Annotated in this window: 16 protein-coding genes; 11 read left to right on the top strand and 5 right to left on the bottom strand. The window is 60.3% G+C overall.

Translation table 11 applies throughout. The annotated features are described in order from the left end of the window. Nucleotides 1-29 precede the first annotated feature (29 nt). On the top strand, nucleotides 30-1949 hold the full coding sequence (locus J3P86_RS17440; protein ID WP_434698519.1) for an ATP-binding cassette domain-containing protein: 1920 nt from the start codon (nucleotides 30-32) through the stop codon (nucleotides 1947-1949). Between the two features lie 170 nt (nucleotides 1950-2119). On the opposite strand, the gene J3P86_RS17435 is transcribed toward J3P86_RS17440, so the two are convergent. Further along, nucleotides 2120-2560 (bottom strand): universal stress protein, encoded by a 441-nt coding sequence (locus J3P86_RS17435; protein ID WP_434698518.1) that lies wholly within the window; start codon nucleotides 2558-2560, stop codon nucleotides 2120-2122. 102 nt (nucleotides 2561-2662) lie between these two features. On the opposite strand from J3P86_RS17435, the gene J3P86_RS17430 reads away from it, so the two are divergent. The 7 genes from J3P86_RS17430 to J3P86_RS17400 all read left to right on the top strand — a co-directional run bounded on the left by J3P86_RS17430 (nucleotide 2663) and on the right by J3P86_RS17400 (nucleotide 11084). Further along, complete coding sequence (locus tag J3P86_RS17430; RefSeq protein ID WP_434698517.1) at nucleotides 2663-3100, top strand: hypothetical protein; 438 nt, start codon at nucleotides 2663-2665, stop codon at nucleotides 3098-3100. Nucleotides 3101-3584: 484 nt separating this feature from the next. Beyond that, on the top strand, nucleotides 3585-5732 hold the full coding sequence (gene fadB / locus J3P86_RS17425) for a fatty acid oxidation complex subunit alpha FadB (protein WP_434698516.1): 2148 nt from the start codon (nucleotides 3585-3587) through the stop codon (nucleotides 5730-5732). 30 nt (nucleotides 5733-5762) lie between these two features. Beyond that, the gene (gene fadA, locus J3P86_RS17420) at nucleotides 5763-6938 is read left to right on the top strand and encodes an acetyl-CoA C-acyltransferase FadA (RefSeq protein ID WP_434698515.1); all 1176 of its coding nucleotides are present in this window, start codon (nucleotides 5763-5765) and stop codon (nucleotides 6936-6938) included. Between the two features lie 109 nt (nucleotides 6939-7047). Beyond that, nucleotides 7048-7284 carry a DUF1653 domain-containing protein gene (locus J3P86_RS17415; protein ID WP_434698514.1) on the top strand — a complete coding sequence of 79 codons (237 nt, stop codon included), beginning with the start codon at nucleotides 7048-7050 and terminating at the stop codon, nucleotides 7282-7284. Between the two features lie 115 nt (nucleotides 7285-7399). Then, complete coding sequence (topA, locus tag J3P86_RS17410; RefSeq protein WP_434698513.1) at nucleotides 7400-10012, top strand: type I DNA topoisomerase; 2613 nt, start codon at nucleotides 7400-7402, stop codon at nucleotides 10010-10012. A gap of 208 nt (nucleotides 10013-10220) precedes the next feature. Then, complete coding sequence (locus J3P86_RS17405; RefSeq protein WP_434629741.1) at nucleotides 10221-10745, top strand: DUF6586 family protein; 525 nt, start codon at nucleotides 10221-10223, stop codon at nucleotides 10743-10745. Nucleotides 10746-10850: 105 nt separating this feature from the next. Beyond that, nucleotides 10851-11084, top strand: coding sequence for a hypothetical protein (locus J3P86_RS17400; protein WP_003183419.1), 234 nt, complete (start codon nucleotides 10851-10853; stop codon nucleotides 11082-11084). Between the two features lie 71 nt (nucleotides 11085-11155). On the opposite strand, the gene sulA is transcribed toward J3P86_RS17400, so the two are convergent. Continuing rightward, nucleotides 11156-11629 (bottom strand): SOS-induced cell division inhibitor SulA, encoded by a 474-nt coding sequence (sulA, locus tag J3P86_RS17395; protein ID WP_003199648.1) that lies wholly within the window; start codon nucleotides 11627-11629, stop codon nucleotides 11156-11158. Nucleotides 11630-11639: 10 nt separating this feature from the next. Then, complete coding sequence (gene lexA, locus J3P86_RS17390; RefSeq protein ID WP_186609823.1) at nucleotides 11640-12248, bottom strand: transcriptional repressor LexA; 609 nt, start codon at nucleotides 12246-12248, stop codon at nucleotides 11640-11642. Nucleotides 12249-12489: 241 nt separating this feature from the next. On the opposite strand from lexA, the gene J3P86_RS17385 reads away from it, so the two are divergent. The 3 genes from J3P86_RS17385 (at nucleotide 12490) to J3P86_RS17375 (ending at nucleotide 15130) form a co-directional block, all read left to right on the top strand. Further along, nucleotides 12490-13197 carry a TetR family transcriptional regulator gene (locus J3P86_RS17385; RefSeq protein ID WP_434629744.1) on the top strand — a complete coding sequence of 236 codons (708 nt, stop codon included), beginning with the start codon at nucleotides 12490-12492 and terminating at the stop codon, nucleotides 13195-13197. A gap of 182 nt (nucleotides 13198-13379) precedes the next feature. Further along, a complete protein-coding gene (gene nagZ / locus J3P86_RS17380; RefSeq protein WP_434700653.1) occupies nucleotides 13380-14378 on the top strand; it encodes a beta-N-acetylhexosaminidase in 999 nt (332 codons plus the stop codon). 11 nt (nucleotides 14379-14389) lie between these two features. Continuing rightward, nucleotides 14390-15130: an S-methyl-5'-thioinosine phosphorylase gene (locus J3P86_RS17375; protein WP_434698512.1), complete on the top strand. Its 741-nt coding sequence runs from the start codon at nucleotides 14390-14392 to the stop codon at nucleotides 15128-15130. 120 nt (nucleotides 15131-15250) lie between these two features. Here J3P86_RS17375 and J3P86_RS17370 read toward each other — a convergent pair whose 3' ends face one another. Together J3P86_RS17370 and J3P86_RS17365 are read right to left on the bottom strand one after the other, a co-directional pair. Next, a complete protein-coding gene (locus tag J3P86_RS17370) occupies nucleotides 15251-17944 on the bottom strand; it encodes a DEAD/DEAH box helicase (RefSeq protein ID WP_434698511.1) in 2694 nt (897 codons plus the stop codon). 11 nt (nucleotides 17945-17955) lie between these two features. Then, complete coding sequence (locus J3P86_RS17365; RefSeq protein ID WP_434629753.1) at nucleotides 17956-18522, bottom strand: CsiV family protein; 567 nt, start codon at nucleotides 18520-18522, stop codon at nucleotides 17956-17958. Between the last annotated feature and the right edge of the window lie 4 nt (nucleotides 18523-18526).

Genomic DNA, 18526 nt, shown 5'->3' with positions numbered 1-18526 from the left:
GAATGCGCGCCCGGTTTTTGGAGAAGCTCATGACCCTGCTCAAATTCAGCGATGTGTCCCTTGCTTTCGGCGCGATGCCGTTGTTGGACAAGGTGTCCTGGCAGATCGCCCGTGGAGAGCGGGTGTGCATCATCGGCCGCAACGGCACTGGCAAGTCCAGCATGATGAAGCTGGTCAAGGGCGACCAGAAGCCCGACGACGGCTCGGTCTGGCGCGCGCCAGGCCTGAAGATCGGCGAATTGCCCCAGGAACTGCCGGTAGCCGACGAGCGGACGGTATTCGACGTGGTCGCCGAAGGCCTGGACGGTGTCGGCGCGCTGTTGGCCGAATATCATCACCTGAGCCAGAACATCGTCACCGATGCCGACCTGGACAAGCTGATGCATGTCCAGCACGACCTCGAAGCCCGTGACGGCTGGCGCCTGCAGCAGTTGGTCGACAGCACGCTGAGCCGCTTGCAACTGCCGGCCGACAAGACTCTGGCCGAGCTGTCCGGTGGCTGGCGTCGCCGCGTCCTGCTGGCCCAGGCCCTGGTGTCCGAACCCGATCTGCTGCTGCTCGACGAGCCGACCAACCACCTCGACATCGGCGCCATCGCCTGGCTTGAAGAAGCCCTCAAGGATTTCCAGGGCGCGGTGCTGTTCATCACTCACGACCGTTCCTTCCTGCAGAACCTGGCGACCCGCATCCTCGAACTGGATCGCGGCGGCTTGATCGACTGGAACGGCGACTACGCCAGTTTCTTGGTGCACAAGGAAGCAGTACTGGCGGCGGAAGAAACCGCCAATGCGCTGTTCGACAAGCGCCTGGCCCAGGAAGAGGTCTGGATCCGCCAGGGCATCAAGGCCCGGCGTACCCGTAACGAAGGTCGCGTACGCGCCCTCAAGGCCTTGCGCGTTGAGCGTAGCGAGCGACGCGAGCGCACCGGCAAGGCGAATATCCAGCTGGAAACCGCCGACAAGTCGGGCAAGCAGGTCATGGTGCTGGAGAACGTCAGCTTCGCCCACCCGGGTGGCCCGTTCCTGGTCAAGGACTTCTCCATGGTTCTGCAGCGCGGCGATCGGATCGGCCTGCTGGGCGCCAACGGTACCGGCAAGACGACCTTGCTCAAGCTGATGCTTGGCGGTCTGGTGCCGACCAGCGGCAAAGTGGAAGAGGGGACAAAAATCGATGTCGCCTATTTCGACCAGTTGCGCCACCAGCTGGATCTGGAAAAAACCGTGATCGACAACGTGGCCGAAGGTCGCGACTTCATCGATATCGACGGCCAGAGCCGCCACGTGTTGAGTTACCTCGGCGATTTCCTGTTCAGTCCGCAGCGCGCCCGTACCCCGGTGAAGGCGTTGTCGGGTGGCGAGCGAGCCCGTCTGTTGCTGGCCAAGCTGTTCAGCAAGCCGGCGAACCTGCTGGTGCTCGACGAACCGACCAACGACCTGGACGTGGAAACCCTCGAACTGCTGGAAGAGGTGTTGCTCACCTTCAACGGCACCGTGCTGATGGTCAGCCACGACCGGGCCTTCCTCGACAACGTGGTCACCAGCACCCTGGTTTTCGAAGGCGAAGGGCTGGTTCGCGAGTACGTTGGTGGTTACCAGGACTGGCTGCGCCAGGGGGGCTCGCCACGTCTCCTGGGCGTGACCGAGAGCAAATCCGGCAAGGCCGACCTGAATTCGGCGGTCGTCAAGGCCGAGCCGGCTCCGGTTGCCGCCACTGCCGCGCCTGCCCCTGCGAAAAAGAAGCTCAGCTACAAACTGCAGCGTGAGCTGGAAGCATTGCCTGGCGATATCGAGGCGAAGGAGCAGCAGATTGCAGCGGTGGAGGCCGAGATGGCTGATGCCGGTTTCTACCAGCGACCAGCGGCCGAAACCGCCAAGGTGATTGCCCACCTGGAGCAGTTGCAGGCCGAGCTGGATGTACTGGTCGAGCGCTGGGCTGAACTGGACGCCTGATCCGTTGACGTAAAAAATCCCGGCACTCAGCGATGAGTACCGGGATTTTTGTTCGAAACGCTTGCCCCTTGTGGGAGCGAGCCTGCTCGCGAAAAGCGCTGTATCAGGTGACTTGAGCGTCGGCTGTCACGGCGCTTTCGCGAGCAGGCTCGCTCCCACCGGTTTGCTCTTTACGAGCGCTTGACCAGGTGCACCGCCAGCACGTCGCATGGAGCGCCATGCAATACGTCGTTGGCAGTGGAGCCCAGCAGCAGCGCGAGACCGTGGCGGCCATGGCTGCCGACAACGATCAGGTCGCAGCCCTGCTCCTTGGCCAGGTGATGAATCTCCTGGCGCGGCTGGCCGTAGGTCAGGTGACTGTTTTCCTTTTTTAATGCCGGGTATTTCACGATCAGTCGATCAAAGCGTTCCTTGGCCTGGTCAAATTGTTGCTGTTGCAACTGGGAAAGGTCCATTGGGACGTCGCCGCCGAAGGCCATGGCCATCGGCTCGACGATATGCACCAGCGACAGTTTGTTGTCCCGGCCTTCGCAGAGAGCGAGGGCTCGCTTGACGACAGGATCGCATTCTTCAGTAAGGTCGACGGCGACCAGGACGTGTTCGTAGTACATGAAAAGCACTCCAGAGAATGGCGATACGGTAAGTATGGCTGGTTTCAAGCGCATTGACGGCGATGCGGGTCAACGGGCTCATCAGAATTCGGGAGTACAGATATGACGGTCTGGATAGTGGTGTCAATCCTGTTGGTGGTATTGAGCCCCTTGGCATGGTTGCGGCCATCGCGTGTCCAGAGCGGTCGCATGGCCCTGCGCATGGAGGCGCGACGCCTCGGCCTGGCCATGCAACTGGCTTCCCAGGAGTGGCCGCACTGGCTCAGTCAGCCGCCGCCCAACCCTTGCGCTCAGTACCATCAGCCCCGACGTGGCAAGCAGCCGGCCCTCTGGAGCTACTGGCAGAGCGCCCCTGGCGTGTGGGTCAATCAGTGGCGCGAGCCCTGTCTGGACGAGTCGCTGCTGGCGCATTTCCACAAGCTGCCCGCCAACGTTTACAAAATCGAAGCCGACAAGCAGATGATTACCTTGTACTGGGGCGAAAAGGGCGAGGCGAGTGTTTTGCAGGATATATCCGCGGTGCTCAACGCATTGGCTTGAGGCGTAAAAAAGCCCGACAGATTCATCGGGCGGGTTGGCCAGGCAGGCCGGTAAACCATCTCCTCGGGACGTTCATTCGAACGTCCTTTCTTCATTCGGCTCAAACGTCTTGTCACCAGCTTAGCCGGTTGAATAAGGCGCGCTCGGAATTAGGGCGACTTTTCTAATTATTGATTCTATGAATGGCTGCCCATGCGGCGTCGTGTTGCGGATCCGCAGGGTACGGAAATGACCGTAAAGTCGCGTTCAAGCGCTTGTTTAGGGCGATTGACAATTGACGGAAATTCCGTGAAGGTGACGTACCCAAATCAAACGGGCGTATGAATTGAGCGTTTGTATTTTCAGAACGTTCCTACAGAACCCGACGATCGCGTTGGCGGGTGTGCCTGGCGGATTGGCGTAGCATCGACGGTAATGTCCATGCCGAACCAGCGGTCAGCGTTCAACGTGTACTGTTCAGCTTCCATATCGTGGAGATCAGTTGATGATTTACGAAGGTAAAGCCATCACGGTTAAGGCTCTTGAAAGTGGCATTGTCGAACTGAAGTTCGATCTCAAGGGTGAGTCCGTCAACAAGTTCAACCGTCTAACCCTGAACGAATTGCGTCAGGCCGTGGACACTATCAAGGCAGATGCTTCGGTCAAGGGTGTGATCGTCAGCAGCGGCAAGGACGTGTTCATCGTCGGCGCCGACATCACCGAATTCGTCGACAACTTCAAGCTGCCCGATGCCGAACTGATCGCAGGCAACCTCGAAGCGAACCGTATCTTCAGCGATTTCGAAGACCTTGGCGTGCCAACGGTTGCGGCCATCAACGGCATCGCCCTGGGTGGCGGACTGGAAATGTGCCTGGCGGCCGATTACCGTGTCATGTCCACCTCCGCCAAGATCGGCCTGCCGGAAGTCAAGCTGGGCATCTACCCGGGCTTCGGCGGTACCGTGCGCCTGCCGCGCCTGATCGGTGCCGACAATGCCATCGAGTGGATTGCCGCTGGCAAGGAAAACCGTGCCGAAGACGCGCTGAGAGTCGGCGCCGTGGATGCCGTGGTCGAACCTGGCAAGCTCCAGGAAGCGGCCCTTGAGACGATCAAGCGCGCCATCAGCGGCGAGTTCGACTACAAGGCCAAGCGCCAGCCGAAGCTGGAAAAGCTCAAGCTCAACGCCATTGAACAAATGATGGCCTTCGAAACCGCCAAGGGCTTTGTCGCCGGCCAGGCTGGCCCGAACTACCCGGCCCCGGTCGAAGCCATCAAGACCATCCAGAAAGCCGCGAATTTCGGTCGCGACAAGGCCCTGGAAGTCGAGGCCGCCGGTTTCGTCAAGCTGGCCAAGACCTCGGCTGCGCAAAGCCTGATCGGCCTGTTCCTCAACGATCAGGAGCTGAAGAAAAAGGCCAAGGCCTACGACGAAATCGCTCGCGACGTGAAGCAGGCGGCTGTGTTGGGTGCTGGCATCATGGGCGGTGGTATCGCCTACCAGTCGGCGTCCAAGGGCACGCCGATCCTGATGAAAGACATCAACGAACATGGCATCGAACAAGGTCTGGCCGAAGCTGCCAAGCTGCTGGTCGGCCGTGTCGACAAAGGTCGCATGACTGCCGCGAAGATGGCCGAAGTGCTTAACGGCATTCGCCCGACGCTGTCCTATGGCGATTTCGGCCATGTCGACCTGGTGGTCGAAGCCGTTGTCGAGAACCCGAAGGTCAAGCAGGCGGTACTGGCTGAAGTCGAAGACAAGGTCAAGGAAGATACGATCCTTGCCTCCAACACCTCGACCATTTCCATCTCGCTGCTGGCCAAGGCCCTCAAGCGTCCGGAAAACTTCGTCGGCATGCACTTCTTCAACCCGGTGCACATGATGCCGCTGGTGGAAGTCATCCGTGGCGAGAAGTCCAGTGAGCAGGCGATCGCCACCACCGTGGCCTACGCGAAAAAAATGGGCAAGAACCCGATCGTGGTCAACGACTGCCCGGGCTTTCTGGTCAACCGCGTGCTGTTCCCGTATTTCGGCGGTTTCGCCAAGCTGGTCAGCGCTGGCGTGGACTTCGTGCGCATCGACAAGATCATGGAAAAATTCGGCTGGCCGATGGGCCCGGCGTACCTGATGGACGTGGTTGGCATCGACACCGGCCACCACGGTCGCGATGTCATGGCCGAAGGCTTCCCGGATCGTATGAAGGACGATCGCCGTTCGGCTGTCGACGTGCTCTATGAAGCCAAGCGCCTTGGCCAGAAGAACGGCAAGGGCTTCTACGCCTACGAGACCGACAAGCGCGGCAAGCAGAAGAAAGTCGCCGATTCGTCGGTGCTCGAAGTGCTCAAGCCGATCGTCTACGAGCAGCGCGAAGTCACCGACGAGGACATCATCAACTGGATGATGATCCCGCTGTGCCTGGAAACCGTGCGTTGCCTGGAAGACGGCATTGTCGAAACCGCCGCCGAAGCCGACATGGGTCTGGTCTACGGTATCGGTTTCCCTCCATTCCGTGGCGGTGCGCTGCGCTACATCGATTCGATCGGTGTCGCCGAGTTCGTTGCCCTGGCTGACCAGTACGCTGATCTGGGCGCGCTGTACCACCCGACCGCGAAGCTGCGTGAAATGGCCAAGAACGGCCAGCGTTTCTTCGGTTAAGCGCCCAACGACTAGAGCGAGAGAACATTTATGAGCTTGAATCCTAGAGACGTCGTGATTGTCGACTTCGGTCGTACGCCGATGGGCCGCTCCAAGGGCGGCATGCACCGCAACACCCGTGCCGAGGACATGTCGGCGCATCTGATCAGCAAGCTGCTGGAACGCAACGTCAAGGTCGATCCCAATGAGGTCGAGGACGTGATCTGGGGCTGTGTGAACCAGACCCTGGAGCAGGGCTGGAACATCGCTCGCATGGCGTCGCTGATGACCCAGATCCCTCACACCGCGGCCGGCCAGACCGTCAGCCGCCTGTGCGGTTCGTCCATGAGCGCGCTGCACACCGCCGCCCAGGCGATCATGACCGGCAACGGTGATGTATTCGTCGTCGGCGGTGTCGAGCACATGGGCCACGTGAGCATGATGCACGGCGTCGATCCGAACCCGCACATGTCGCTGTACGCGGCAAAAGCCTCGGGCATGATGGGCCTGACCGCGGAAATGCTCGGCAAGATGCACGGCATCACCCGCGAACAGCAGGACGCCTTTGGCGTGCGCTCCCACCAGCTCGCCCACAAGGCGACGGTGGAAGGCAAGTTCAAGGATGAAATCATCCCGATGCAGGGTTACGACGAGAACGGCTTCCTGAAGCTGTTTGACTACGACGAGACCATTCGTCCGGAAACCACCCTGGAAAGCCTGGCGACGTTGAAGCCGGCCTTCAATCCAAAGGGCGGCACCGTGACAGCCGGTACCTCGTCGCAGATCACCGATGGTGCCTCGTGCATGATCGTGATGTCGGCCCAGCGTGCCCAGGACCTGGGCATCCAGCCGATGGCGGTGATTCGTTCGATGGCCGTCGCCGGTGTGGATCCCGCAATCATGGGCTATGGTCCAGTACCGGCCACGCAGAAAGCCTTGAAGCGCGCGGGCCTGAGTATCTCCGACATCGACTTCTTCGAGCTCAACGAAGCTTTCGCCGCACAGGCCCTGCCAGTGCTGAAAGATCTGAAAATACTCGACAAGATGAACGAGAAGGTTAACCTGCACGGCGGCGCCATCGCCCTGGGTCATCCGTTTGGCTGCTCCGGTGCGCGTATCTCCGGCACGCTGCTCAACGTCATGAAGCAGAACGGCGGCACTTTTGGGGTGTCCACCATGTGCATTGGCCTCGGCCAAGGCATCGCCACCGTCTTCGAGCGCATCTAAGCGTCACGTCGATGGAAGCCGGGGCCAAGTGCCCCGGTTTTTGTTTTTCTGGGTTTTCAACAAGAAAAATTTTGTTTTTATTTTGGAAAGATTCAGTGAGGGCCAAAGCATGCCGATACAACCTGGGCTCTACCAACATTACAAAGGCCCGCAGTACCGCGTATTCAGTATTGCGCGGCATTCCGAGACCGAGGAAGAAGTGGTCTTCTATCAAGCCCTGTATGGCGATTACGGCTTCTGGGTGCGTCCGTTGAACATGTTCCAGGAGTCCGTCGAGGTTGACGGCGAACAGGTGCCACGCTTTGCTTTGGTGCAGGCCGAGGAGAGCATTTTTTCCAAGCCTTGAGGCCAACATGAGGGCGAGCCTGCCCTTGACCTCACCTTGCAGCCACTATATATAGCGGTGCCGCGTCAGGCGCCAACCGCCTTTCACTTTTTAGAATTCAGGAATTTTCTGATCCATGGGCAAATCGCTGGTCATTGTGGAATCCCCGGCTAAGGCCAAGACCATCAACAAGTATCTGGGTAACCAATACGTGGTGAAGTCGAGTATCGGCCATATCCGAGACCTGCCCACCAGCGGTTCGGCTAGCGCCAGCAAAGAGCCTGCTGCCAAGCGCGGCAAGGCTGCCGCCGGCGAAGCGCCAGCGTTGTCGCCGAAGGAAAAGGCGCGCAAGCAGTTGGTCTCGCGCATGGGGGTTGATCCGGAACACGGCTGGAAAGCCAAGTACGAGATCCTCCCGGGCAAGGAAAAGGTCATCGAAGAGCTGCGCCGGCTCGCCAAGGATGCCGACACCATCTATCTCGCGACGGACTTGGACCGCGAAGGGGAAGCCATTGCCTGGCACCTGCGCGAAGCCATCGGTGGTGATGACAGCCGCTACAAGCGTGTGGTGTTCAACGAAATCACCAAGAAGGCCATCCAGGAAGCCTTCTCCCAGCCGGGCGAGCTGGATATCGATCGGGTCAACGCTCAACAGGCGCGACGTTTCCTTGACCGCGTGGTGGGCTACATGGTCTCGCCATTGCTGTGGGCCAAGATCGCTCGCGGCCTGTCCGCCGGACGTGTGCAATCGGTCGCGGTGAAACTGGTAGTGGAGCGCGAGCGGGAAATCCGCGCGTTCATCCCTGAAGAATATTGGGAAGTCCACGCTGATCTGGGTACCGCCAAGGGCGCCACCGTGCGCTTCGAAGTGGCCCGCGAGAAAGGCGAGGCCTTCAAGCCGCTCAATGAAGCGCAGGCCATGGCCGCGCTGGAAAAGCTCAAGGCTTCTAGCTACAGCATCGTCAAGCGTGAAGACAAGCCCACCAGCAGCAAGCCTTCGGCGCCGTTCATCACGTCCACGCTGCAGCAGGCCGCGAGTAACCGCCTGGGCTTCGGCGTGAAGAAAACCATGATGATGGCCCAGCGTCTGTACGAAGCGGGCTACATCACCTACATGCGTACCGACTCGACCAACCTCTCGGTCGATGCCGTGGCGATGGCGCGTACTTATATAGAAACCGAGTTCGGCAAGAAATACCTGCCGGAAACGCCAAACGTCTACAGCAGCAAGGAAGGCGCCCAGGAAGCTCACGAAGCGATTCGTCCATCCGACGCCAACACCACGCCAAGCAAGCTGTCTGGCATGGAGCGCGACGCCGAGCGTCTCTACGAGCTGATCTGGCGCCAGTTCCTGGCTTGCCAGATGCTGCCGGCCCAATACCTGTCGACCACCGTCAGCGTCGGTGCTGGCGACTTCGAGCTGCGTGCCAAGGGCCGTATCCTGAAGTTCGACGGCTACACCCGTGTCATGCCGCAGATCGCCAAGCCAGGGGATGACGACGTCCTGCCCGACATGGCCCAGGGCGACGTGATGAAGCTGCTCAAGCTGGATCCTACCCAGCACTTCACCAAGCCGCCGGCCCGGTATTCGGAAGCCAGCCTGGTCAAGGAAATGGAAAAGCGTGGCATCGGTCGCCCTTCGACTTATGCGGCTATCATTTCGACGATCCAGGATCGCGGCTACGTGGCGCTGCATAACCGACGTTTCTATTCGGAGAAGATGGGCGACATCGTGACCGAGCGCCTGTCCGAGAGCTTCTCGAACCTGATGGACTACGGCTTCACCGCCGGCATGGAAGAGAACCTCGATGACGTGGCCCAGGGTGAGCGGGACTGGAAAAACGTGCTCGACGAGTTCTACGGTGACTTCAAGAAAAAACTCGAAGTAGCCGAAAGCCCTGACAGCGGCATGCGCGCCAACCAGCCGGTGATGACGGATATTCCGTGCCTGACCTGCGGCCGACCAATGCAGATCCGCACGGCTTCGACCGGTGTTTTCCTCGGATGCTCGGGCTACAGCCTGCCGCCAAAGGAACGCTGCAAGGCAACGGTAAACCTGGTGCCCGGTGATGAAATCGCTGCGGACGACGAAGGTGAATCGGAATCCCTGGTGCTGCGCGGCAAGCATCGCTGCCCGATCTGCAGCACCGCAATGGACGCCTATTTGCTGGATGAAAAGCGCAAGCTGCACATCTGCGGTAACAATCCGGATTGCGCCGGTTACGAGATCGAAGAGGGCAGCTACCGCATCAAGGGCTATGAAGGTCCGAGCCTGGAATGCGACAAGTGCGGCAGCGAGATGCAGCTCAAGACCGGGCGTTTCGGCAAGTTTTTCGGCTGTACGAACCCAACCTGCAAGAATACCCGCAAGCTGCTCAAGAGCGGCGATGCGGCACCGCCAAAAATGGACCCGGTGAAGATGCCCGAGCTCAAGTGCGAGAAGGTCAATGACACCTACATCTTGCGCGACGGTGCTTCTGGCCTGTTCCTGGCGGCGAGCCAGTTCCCGAAAAATCGTGAAACCCGTGCGCCGTTGGTGATGGAGATTGTCCCGCACAAGGACGAAATCGATCCGAAGTATCACTTCCTTTGCGACGCACCGCAGAAAGACCCGGACGGCCGCCCGGCGGTGATTCGCTACAGCCGCAAGACCAAAGAGCAATACGTGCAGACCGAGGTTGACGGCAAGCCTACCGGCTGGAAGGCGTTTTACGACGGCGGCAAGTGGACCGTCGAAGACAAGCGCTGATCGGGATGGCGTAAGGGCCTTTGATGGCGAGGGAGCTTGCTCTCACTCGCCGACGTGGTCGTCGTCCTGCACTTCAGGCAAAAAAAGGCCGCATGACAACCTATGGGTTTTCATGCGGCCTTGCTGTTTTTGGCTTGCAGTGGCCTCGGTTGATCCACGACACTGTCGCACCTGCGTGACGCTTTTATTTCGTTGGGGAGATGCCGCCATGGCCCACGAACTCTATACCCGCACCAATCAGAAAATTTATTTCGCCGGCCTTTCGCTTGAGGCGCTTGCGCGGGCGGAGGATGGGCGTGCAATGAATTCCCCTGCGCTGGTCCAGGCGGGGCGCGAATCGGCGTTGTTTCATTTGTACGGTGCGTTGTTGGGCCTGTGCCACGAAATCGCCGGTTTTTATCGCTTGCCCCAGGCGAATGCGTCACGGGCCGAGCTGGTGTTGACTCGTGAGGTGCTGGAAACCATCGCAATTCCGGAGCTGGCCGAAATGGTCGAACTGGCGCAGAACCCGGAAACCTGGCTGGCCAGATTGCTGGCGGCCCACCAGGCGCTGTTCCAGCCACCTCGGGCTCCGCGCAAGCCCAAGGGCGACGTGACCCAGCCGCTGATCGTGGCGGTCAATCTTGACGAAGAAGAGCCAGAGCAAGAGCTTAATCGGGAAGAGTTGGAGAGCTGGCGGCAGAATCTCAAGAACCTGGCCATTCGCTTTCGCGAAGGGTTGAACGAGTGCTGAGTTCAGTTCGTCCCGTAACGTTCGCTAACGACGCTTGGTCAAGATCCCGAGCGAAGCCTGGCCGATGACTATATAATCCCCGCCTTTCGTGGAGAACAGACTTTTATGCCTACGTCCTTTCTAGAAATTGTCGAGCTTCCTGATGGCCGCATCGAGCTGCGCCGGGCCGAAGACGAGGGGTCTCTGGTTACCCTGAACTTCTCTGAGGACGCCAAGGTATTCCTGCAAGGTCAACACGTTGAGGTCGCCAAGGCGATGCTGAGCGTGGGTGTCCAGATGGCTGGCCGCCTGGTTGAAGGCGAATTCAACAAAGAAGAGGGGCCACGGGTTCTTCATTGATCCTGTTCGGCGACTTTTGAGATCTGGTAGCTGTTCTGGCTTCTCTGCCCTGGAGAAGCCCTGCGTTTGTCTTAGCCCAATCGAATATTCAGGCTTTGTGCGTCCCCGGTGCGTGCGGCGCTGATCAACTGTTGGCGAGCTGTCGCGGTCAGGGGGTTGAGCCAGCTGACCACCGTATGGCTGCGACCCAGGCGCAACGCTTCGCACGTCAATTGCTGGGCGCTCTGTGTGCCGCGCGGTTGCAATAACAGGATCCGCTCGCGATTGAGACCGGCATCCCGCAACCAGGCCTGGGTAACGCTGGCGGGTGGCGCGATCAGCGTCAGCCACCGAGCGTCCTGGTCCTGGCTCAACTCCCGCAGAATAGGTGCCAGCAGGTTCAGGCAATTCCCGGCCGCACCACGCAACGACAATTCGCTGAAGGCCTCGGGTTCGACGCCCCAAGGCGATTCGATGACCTCTTTAAGCACTGGAACCAGCGGTTGGGCCATGAATGCCTCGAACAGCGGAAGTTGCGTGTGCTGTGGTGTGTGGGGGAATTGCATAAAGCCTCCTTTAGCGGCGAATGACGCCGACACTCAAGCCTTCGATGACCAGGTCCTGATCTTTCAGGTCTACTTCGATGGGGGCGAACTCGGGATTTTCGGCTATCAGCCAGACCTTGCTGCCATCGCGCTTGAACCGCTTGACGGTGACTTCGTCGCCGATGCGCGCCACCACGATCTGCCCGTTGCGAGCCTCGCGGGTGGTGTGGACAGCCAGCAGATCGCCGTCGAAAATGCCGATATCCTTCATGCTCATACCGTGCACGCGAAGAAGGTAATCAGCCCTCGGGTGAAAGAACGAGGGGTTGATGTTGCAGGATTCTTCAACGTGCTGCTGGGCTAGGATCGGAGCGCCAGCGGCGACACGGCCGATGATTGGCAGCGTGGTTTCGTCAGCCTTGGCTTCGAAGCCGGGGATCCGAATGCCTCTCGAGGCACCGGGTGTCATCTCGATCGCGCCCTTGCGGGCTAGCGCCTTGAGGTGTTCTTCAGCCGCGTTGGGCGACTTGAAGCCCAATTCCTGAGCGATTTCCGCGCGGGTTGGCGGGTAGCCATTGTCTTCGAGGCAACGTTTGATGAAGGCCAGAATCTCTGCTTGGCGTGGCGTCAGCTTTAGCATATCGATCGCTCTGTCTTTTTATACAGTGACTGGGATTATATACAGTGCGAGCCGCTTGGCAATGCCCCTTTTTTCGTGCGCCGCTCGACGGTCGTTTCGGCCGCTATGAAGGGCAGGGCTACAGCCCGGATGAAGGTGTGGTTAAATAGCTGACCGAGCGTTCGCAAAACGTCCCGGCAGGCTTGACAAGCCCAGGGCTGAAACGTATGTTTCAAACAAGTGTTTGTCAGGCGGAGTAGCCATGGCCCAGTCGGAAACCGTTGAACGCATTCTCGATGCTGCCGAGCAGTTGTTCGCGGAAAAAGGTTTTGCCGAAACCTCTTTGCGTCTGATCACCAGCAAGGCCGGGGTAAACCTGGCTGCGGTGAACTATCACTTCGGTTCCAAGAAGGCGCTGATCCAGGCGGTGTTCTCACGTTTCCTCGGGCCGTTCTGTATCAGCCTCGACCGTGAACTGGAACGTCGTCAGGCCAAGCCTGACGTCAAGCCCACCCTAGAAGAGCTGCTCGAGATCCTGGTCGAGCAGGCCCTTGTTGTCCAACCACGCAGCGGTAATGATCTTTCCATTTTCATGCGCCTTTTGGGCCTGGCATTCAGTCAAAGCCAGGGTCACCTGCGGCGTTATCTGGAAGACATGTACGGCAAGGTGTTCCGTCGCTACATGCTGCTGGTCAATGAAGCCGCGCCACGCATACCACCGATCGAATTGTTCTGGCGCGTGCACTTCATGCTTGGCGCCGCTGCGTTCAGCATGTCTGGTATCAAGGCGCTGCGGGCCATCGCCGAAACCGATTTCGGCGTGAATACATCCATCGAACAGGTCATGCGTCTGATGGTTCCATTTCTGGCTGCCGGCATGCGTGCCGAAAGCGGCGTCACCGATGAGGCAATGGCGACAGCGCAGTTGCGTCCTCGCAGCAAATCCGCCCCGGCGCTCGCCAAGGCGTAAGGCCACGGGTGGGCGCGGCTGCTTACATCCGCTAAGCTAGCCGCCCATGCCGATTCTGCCTTTGAGTTCGTATTAAATTCATCGCCGATGCGCGACCTGCCAGGCCTGGAGCCTGGCGGCGTCATCGTGCATGCGTCGCCGTGCGCATCCATCGTTATTAAGGAATTGCTATGACTGCTGGCCTGCAAGGCTCGTTGATGGTGGACGTCGCCGGTACCTGGCTGACGGCCGAGGATCGCCATCTGTTGCGTCAGCCCGAAGTGGGCGGCTTGATCATCTTCGCTCGCAACATCGAGCATCCGCGCCAGGTGCGCGAGCTGAGTGCGGCGATCCGCGCCATTCGTCCCGACCTGTTGCTGGCGGTCGATCAGGAAGGGGGGCGTGTCCAGCGCCTGCGCCAGGGGTTCGTGCGTCTGCCGGCGATGCGGGCCATTGCCGATAACCCGAATGCCGAATACCTGGCCGAACAATGCGGCTGGATCATGGCCACCGAGGTGCTGGCGGTCGGCCTTGATCTGAGTTTCGCCCCGGTGCTGGATCTCGATTATCAGCGCAGTGCCGTGGTTGGCAGTCGTTCATTCGAGGGCGATCCCGAACGCGCCGCATTGTTGGCCGGTGCTTTCATTCGGGGCATGAACGCCGCGGGCATGGCCGCCACGGGCAAGCATTTTCCTGGGCACGGCTGGGCCGAGGCGGATTCCCATGTGGCCATCCCCAATGATGAGCGCAGCCTGGAACAGATCCGCGCCAACGATCTGCTGCCGTTTGCCAGGCTGGGCAAGCAGCTTGGCGCCGTGATGCCGGCCCATGTGATCTATCCGCAGGTCGATGCCAGCCCGGCCGGGTTTTCCCGACGTTGGCTGCAGGACATCCTGCGAGGCGAGTTGCAGTTCGACGGGGTGATTTTCAGTGATGACCTGTCAATGGCCGGTGCCCATGTGGTGGGTGATGCCGCGAGTCGTATCGAGGCCGCATTGACTGCCGGTTGCGACATGGGGTTGGTGTGCAACGACCGCGCTGCCGCAGAGTTGGCATTGAGCGCCGCCCAACGCTTGAAGATCAAGCCGTCGGCGCGGATCGCCCGCATGCGTGGCCAAGCCTTCGCCAGTACCGAGTATCGCCAGGATCCACACTGGCTGACAGCGATTGGCGCACTGAAAGCCGCCCAACTGATCGATTAAGGACGTTTGTTATGACCGTTTACGCAATTATCGGCGGCACAGGCCTGACCCAGCTGGAAGGCCTGACCATTCGCCAGTCCCTGGCGGTGGAAACGCCCTATGGCGCGCCATCGGCTGACGTGCAGATTGGCGAATATGCCGGGCGTGAGGTGCTGTTCCTGGCCCGTCATGGCCATCCTCATCGTTTTCCGCCGCACCAGGTCAACTATCGCGCCAATCTCTGGGCACTGAAGCAGGCGGGTGCCGAGGCCATCCTGGCGGTCAACGCCGTGGGCGGGATCCACGCGGCGATGGGCACCGGGCATTTCTGCGTGCCCCATCAGTTGATCGATTACACCAGTGGCCGCCAGCACACGTATTTTGCCGATGACCTGGAAGCGGTTACCCATATCGATTTCAGCTATCCCTACACGGAGACGCTGCGCCAGAAGTTGATTGCCGCCCTGGCCGCCGAGCGCTGCGGCTACAGCAGCCATGGCGTCTATGCCTGCACGCAGGGGCCGCGCCTGGAAACGGTGGCTGAAATCGCCCGCCTGGAACGCGATGGCTGCGACATTGTCGGCATGACAGGTATGCCGGAAGCGGCATTGGCTCGCGAGCTGGATTTGGACTATGCGTGCCTGGCCCTGGTGGTTAATCCCGCGGCAGGCAAATCCACGGCGGTGATCACCATGGCCGAGATCGAGCAAGCGCTGCATGACGGGATGGGGAAGGTGAAGTCGACCCTGGCGCGAGTGTTGGCGACAGGCTGATCCGGCCATCTTGACGCAGGGTGGGAGCGAGCCTGCTCGCGAAGCGGTTAACCGTTGTTACGAGGGTGGCTGTGAAGTAGCCATCCCGAGCAGGCTCGCTCCCACAGGCATAAACGAACCTCAGCGCTTCTCCAGCTTATCCGGCAGCGGTGCGAACAACGCCTCGATGTCTTCGTTCTGCAGTTTCCAGTCCCCGGCCACGCGCCCATCCAGCACGCCGGCCGCGAGATCGGACTTTTCCTTCTGCAGCAGTTGGATCTTTTCTTCCACTGTTCCCCGGGCTATCAGCTTGTAGACGAACACCGGCTTTTCCTGGCCGATGCGATAAGCGCGGTCGGTCGCCTGGTTTTCGGTGGCCGGGTTCCACCACGGGTCGTAGTGAATCACCGTGTCCGCTTCCGTCAGGTTCAGACCCACGCCGCCGGCCTTCAGGCTGATCAGGAAGATCTGACGCTTGCCGCTCTGGAATTCCTTCACCGGAGTGCGTCGGTCCCGGGTCTGGCCGGTCAGGATGGCGTATTCCACACCGCGCTTTTTCAGTTCGTCTTCGATCAGCGCCAGCATGGACGTGAACTGGGAAAACAGCAGCACCCGCCGACCTTCTTCAAACAACTCCTCGAGCATCTCCATCAGGCTGTCGAGCTTGCCCGAAGCACTGCCTCGGGCTGGCAGGGCGGCGTCGCTGATCAGGCGCAGGTCGCAGCACACCTGGCGCAGCTTGAGCAGCGCCTCGAGGATGATGATCTGGCTGCGCGCCACGCCTTTGCGGGTGATTTCGTCACGCACCTTCTTGTCCATCGCCAGGCGCATGGTTTCATAGACATCCCGTTGGGCGTCGCTGAGTTCGACCCAATGGATGATCTCGGTCTTGGGCGGCAATTCGGTTGCGACCTGTTCCTTGGTCCTGCGCAGCAAAAACGGTTTTATCCGACCGTTAAGGTGCTGCAATCGTACGGCGCTCCCGCGTTTTTCGATCGGCACGCGGTAGTCGCGGTTGAAATCCTTGATGTCGCCGAGCCAGCCCGGCAACAGGAAATGAAACAGCGACCACAATTCACCCAGGTGGTTTTCCAGCGGTGTCCCGGACAGGCACAACCGCTGCCGGGCATCGAGCTCACGGGCGGCCTGGGCGGCCTTGCTGGTGGGGTTCTTGATGTACTGGGCTTCATCCAGGATCAATACGTGCAGCGGTTGCGCTTTAAGGCGCTCGACATCCTTGGGCAGCAATGCATAGGTGGTCAGGATCAGGTCGTAGTCGGCCAACCGCTCGAAATGTTTCTTGCGTCCGGCACCGTACAGGGCCAATACCTTGAGCTGCGGGGTGAAGTGGCTGGCTTCATCGAGCCAGTTGGGAATCAGGCTCGTCGGCATCACCACCATGCACGGCCTGTCGAGGCGGCCGGCGTTTTTTTCGCTGAGAATGTGCGCCAGGGTCTGTAGGGTTTTGCCCAGGCCCATGTCATCCGCGAGAATGCCGCCAACCTCCAGTTGTCGTAGCGATTGCATCCAGCTCAGGCCTTCGAGCTGATAGGGCCGCAGCGTTGCGTTCAAGCCTTCCGGTGCCGCCGCGGTGTAGTCCTTGATGTCGCGCAGCCGCTGGGCCAGGCCACGGATATGTTCGCCCCCTTCCCAGCGCAGCGGCATGTCTTGCAGCGGGTTCAGGCGCAGGGCGTCCGCACTGTTCAGGCGCAGTTTGCTGGTGCCGGGTTCTTGCAGGTAAAACTCGCCAAGGGTCGCCAGCACCGGCTTCAGGCGTCCATAGGGCAGGGCGACTTGCTGCGGGCCGAATTCCGAATTGGGACGGTGCGGCAGGTTGACCAGGATGAGTTCGTCGTCGCGGCGCCGGGCCAGGCGTTCCGGGTTGAACAGCTCGATGTGCGAGCGCATCAGGTTCAGCAGGATCGGCAGCAGGCTCAAGCGCTCGCCGTTGACGATGATCCCCAATTCCAGATCAAACCAGTCTCGCTCCGGAGTTTCCTCGACGCTGGCGTACCACTCGTCCACGGCCGTCAGGTCGAAGCCGAAATCCTCGTCGATCTGCAGCTCCCAGCCTTGGTTGCGCAGTTTTGGCAGGTCATTGAGGGTAAAGGTCAACCAGGCACTGTCGTTGACCATCTCGTAAAGCTCGCCGGCGCTTTCCGGCAGCGCCTTGCTTTGCCGGGTGGCGACCTTGAAACCGAGGATTCGCAGTTGTTCGCGGTAGGACTGTTCCACATCGGTCTGGCGTTTAATACGCAGCGTCTGGGTTTCCTGGCGAATCAGTACGTCAGTGTTGCGCTGGCCGCTGACGTATTCGTCCAGATAGCTGAAGGACAGGGCAGCGCGGTGCTGGATGTAGCGCTGCATCTTGCCGTTGCGCGGCTCGAAGGCGCTGAACTCGATACTCGCCAGCCACAGGCGCGGCACCGGTTGCACGTTTTCCACGAGCACCTGCGGCGGGGCTTTGGGACTGCGGTTGTCGAGCACGGTCTGGAGTTTTTCCAGCAGATGCGCGTCTTTCTCGGCGGCTGGGTAGGCCAGGGTTTCCTGGACCTGCAACAAGACCGCCGCGCAATGTTTGCAGTTGATGCGCACCGGGCAGGAGCAGGCCGCTTCGAGCAGGATCAGCGTGCCCTTGGCTGACTCCTTGAGGCGAATGGTCTGACGATAGACGCTGCCGCCAGAGCCTTCGCAGCTGGCGATGATGCTGCTGTCTCCGGTCTCGACGATCCTGACGCGATTTTCCAGCGCGTATCGGCGTCCGCGCTCCAGGCTTTGTTCCTTGAATCGATTGACCCAGGAGGGTGCCAGGGGTTTGCTCAGGGGCGAGGGCATAGGCGCGCCGGTCAGTCCGGAATCGCTTCGGGCGCCTGCCGTGGCGCGGGCGCGGTCAGCGAGGTGATCTTGATCAGCAGGCCGAGGTGACCGTTATCGAGGAAATTCAGCTGGCCGTTCTTGGTGTGGCTCTGTTGCTTGAGGCGTTCGCTGGCGGTGACCAGGCCATTGGCGTCGATCTGGTTGACCCAGAAGTCGGCGTCGACGTCGGTAAAGCGGCCCAGTTTCATTTCCAGGGTGCCCTCGATGGGAAACTGGCCGAACTGTTCGGTGCCGTCGCTGACAGCGACCTTGCTGCCCTGTTCGCCCAGGTTCTGTTGCCAGGCCTTGTGCATCAGCACGCTGTATTGGCCGCTGGCGTTGAGTTTTTCGACGATATTGCCCAATGCTGGCGTGCGCTGGCTGTCCGGGGGCAGGCGTTGTGCGCCGGCGTCCCAGTCTTCCGGCGCGGCGCGACTGAGAATCGCCGGCTCGGCATTCTGGCGAACCAGGATCATTTCCACCTGATACAGGTCGTCGGCGAAGGCCAGGGGGGCGACCAGGGTCATCAACAACGTCAAGGAGCGAAACAGGCGCATTGGG

The organism is Pseudomonas sp. D1-1 (assembly GCF_051132225.1).
Lineage (GTDB): Bacteria > Pseudomonadota > Gammaproteobacteria > Pseudomonadales > Pseudomonadaceae > Aquipseudomonas.
This window is presented reverse-complemented; position numbering and strand designations above follow the sequence as displayed.

Excerpts from the sequence above, each read along its gene's own strand:
- J3P86_RS17440 (WP_434698519.1), top strand. The coding sequence starts at position 30 with ATGACCCTGCTCAAATTCAGCGATGTGTCCCTTGCTTTCGGCGCGATG.
- J3P86_RS17435 (WP_434698518.1), bottom strand. The coding sequence starts at position 2,560 with ATGTACTACGAACACGTCCTGGTCGCCGTCGACCTTACTGAAGAATGC.
- J3P86_RS17430 (WP_434698517.1), top strand. The coding sequence starts at position 2,663 with ATGACGGTCTGGATAGTGGTGTCAATCCTGTTGGTGGTATTGAGCCCC.
- fadB (WP_434698516.1), top strand. The coding sequence starts at position 3,585 with ATGATTTACGAAGGTAAAGCCATCACGGTTAAGGCTCTTGAAAGTGGC.
- fadA (WP_434698515.1), top strand. The coding sequence starts at position 5,763 with ATGAGCTTGAATCCTAGAGACGTCGTGATTGTCGACTTCGGTCGTACG.
- J3P86_RS17415 (WP_434698514.1), top strand. The coding sequence starts at position 7,048 with ATGCCGATACAACCTGGGCTCTACCAACATTACAAAGGCCCGCAGTAC.
- topA (WP_434698513.1), top strand. The coding sequence starts at position 7,400 with ATGGGCAAATCGCTGGTCATTGTGGAATCCCCGGCTAAGGCCAAGACC.
- J3P86_RS17405 (WP_434629741.1), top strand. The coding sequence starts at position 10,221 with ATGGCCCACGAACTCTATACCCGCACCAATCAGAAAATTTATTTCGCC.
- J3P86_RS17400 (WP_003183419.1), top strand. The coding sequence starts at position 10,851 with ATGCCTACGTCCTTTCTAGAAATTGTCGAGCTTCCTGATGGCCGCATC.
- sulA (WP_003199648.1), bottom strand. The coding sequence starts at position 11,629 with ATGCAATTCCCCCACACACCACAGCACACGCAACTTCCGCTGTTCGAG.
- lexA (WP_186609823.1), bottom strand. The coding sequence starts at position 12,248 with ATGCTAAAGCTGACGCCACGCCAAGCAGAGATTCTGGCCTTCATCAAA.
- J3P86_RS17385 (WP_434629744.1), top strand. The coding sequence starts at position 12,490 with ATGGCCCAGTCGGAAACCGTTGAACGCATTCTCGATGCTGCCGAGCAG.
- J3P86_RS17375 (WP_434698512.1), top strand. The coding sequence starts at position 14,390 with ATGACCGTTTACGCAATTATCGGCGGCACAGGCCTGACCCAGCTGGAA.
- J3P86_RS17370 (WP_434698511.1), bottom strand. The coding sequence starts at position 17,944 with ATGCCCTCGCCCCTGAGCAAACCCCTGGCACCCTCCTGGGTCAATCGA.
- J3P86_RS17365 (WP_434629753.1), bottom strand. The coding sequence starts at position 18,522 with ATGCGCCTGTTTCGCTCCTTGACGTTGTTGATGACCCTGGTCGCCCCC.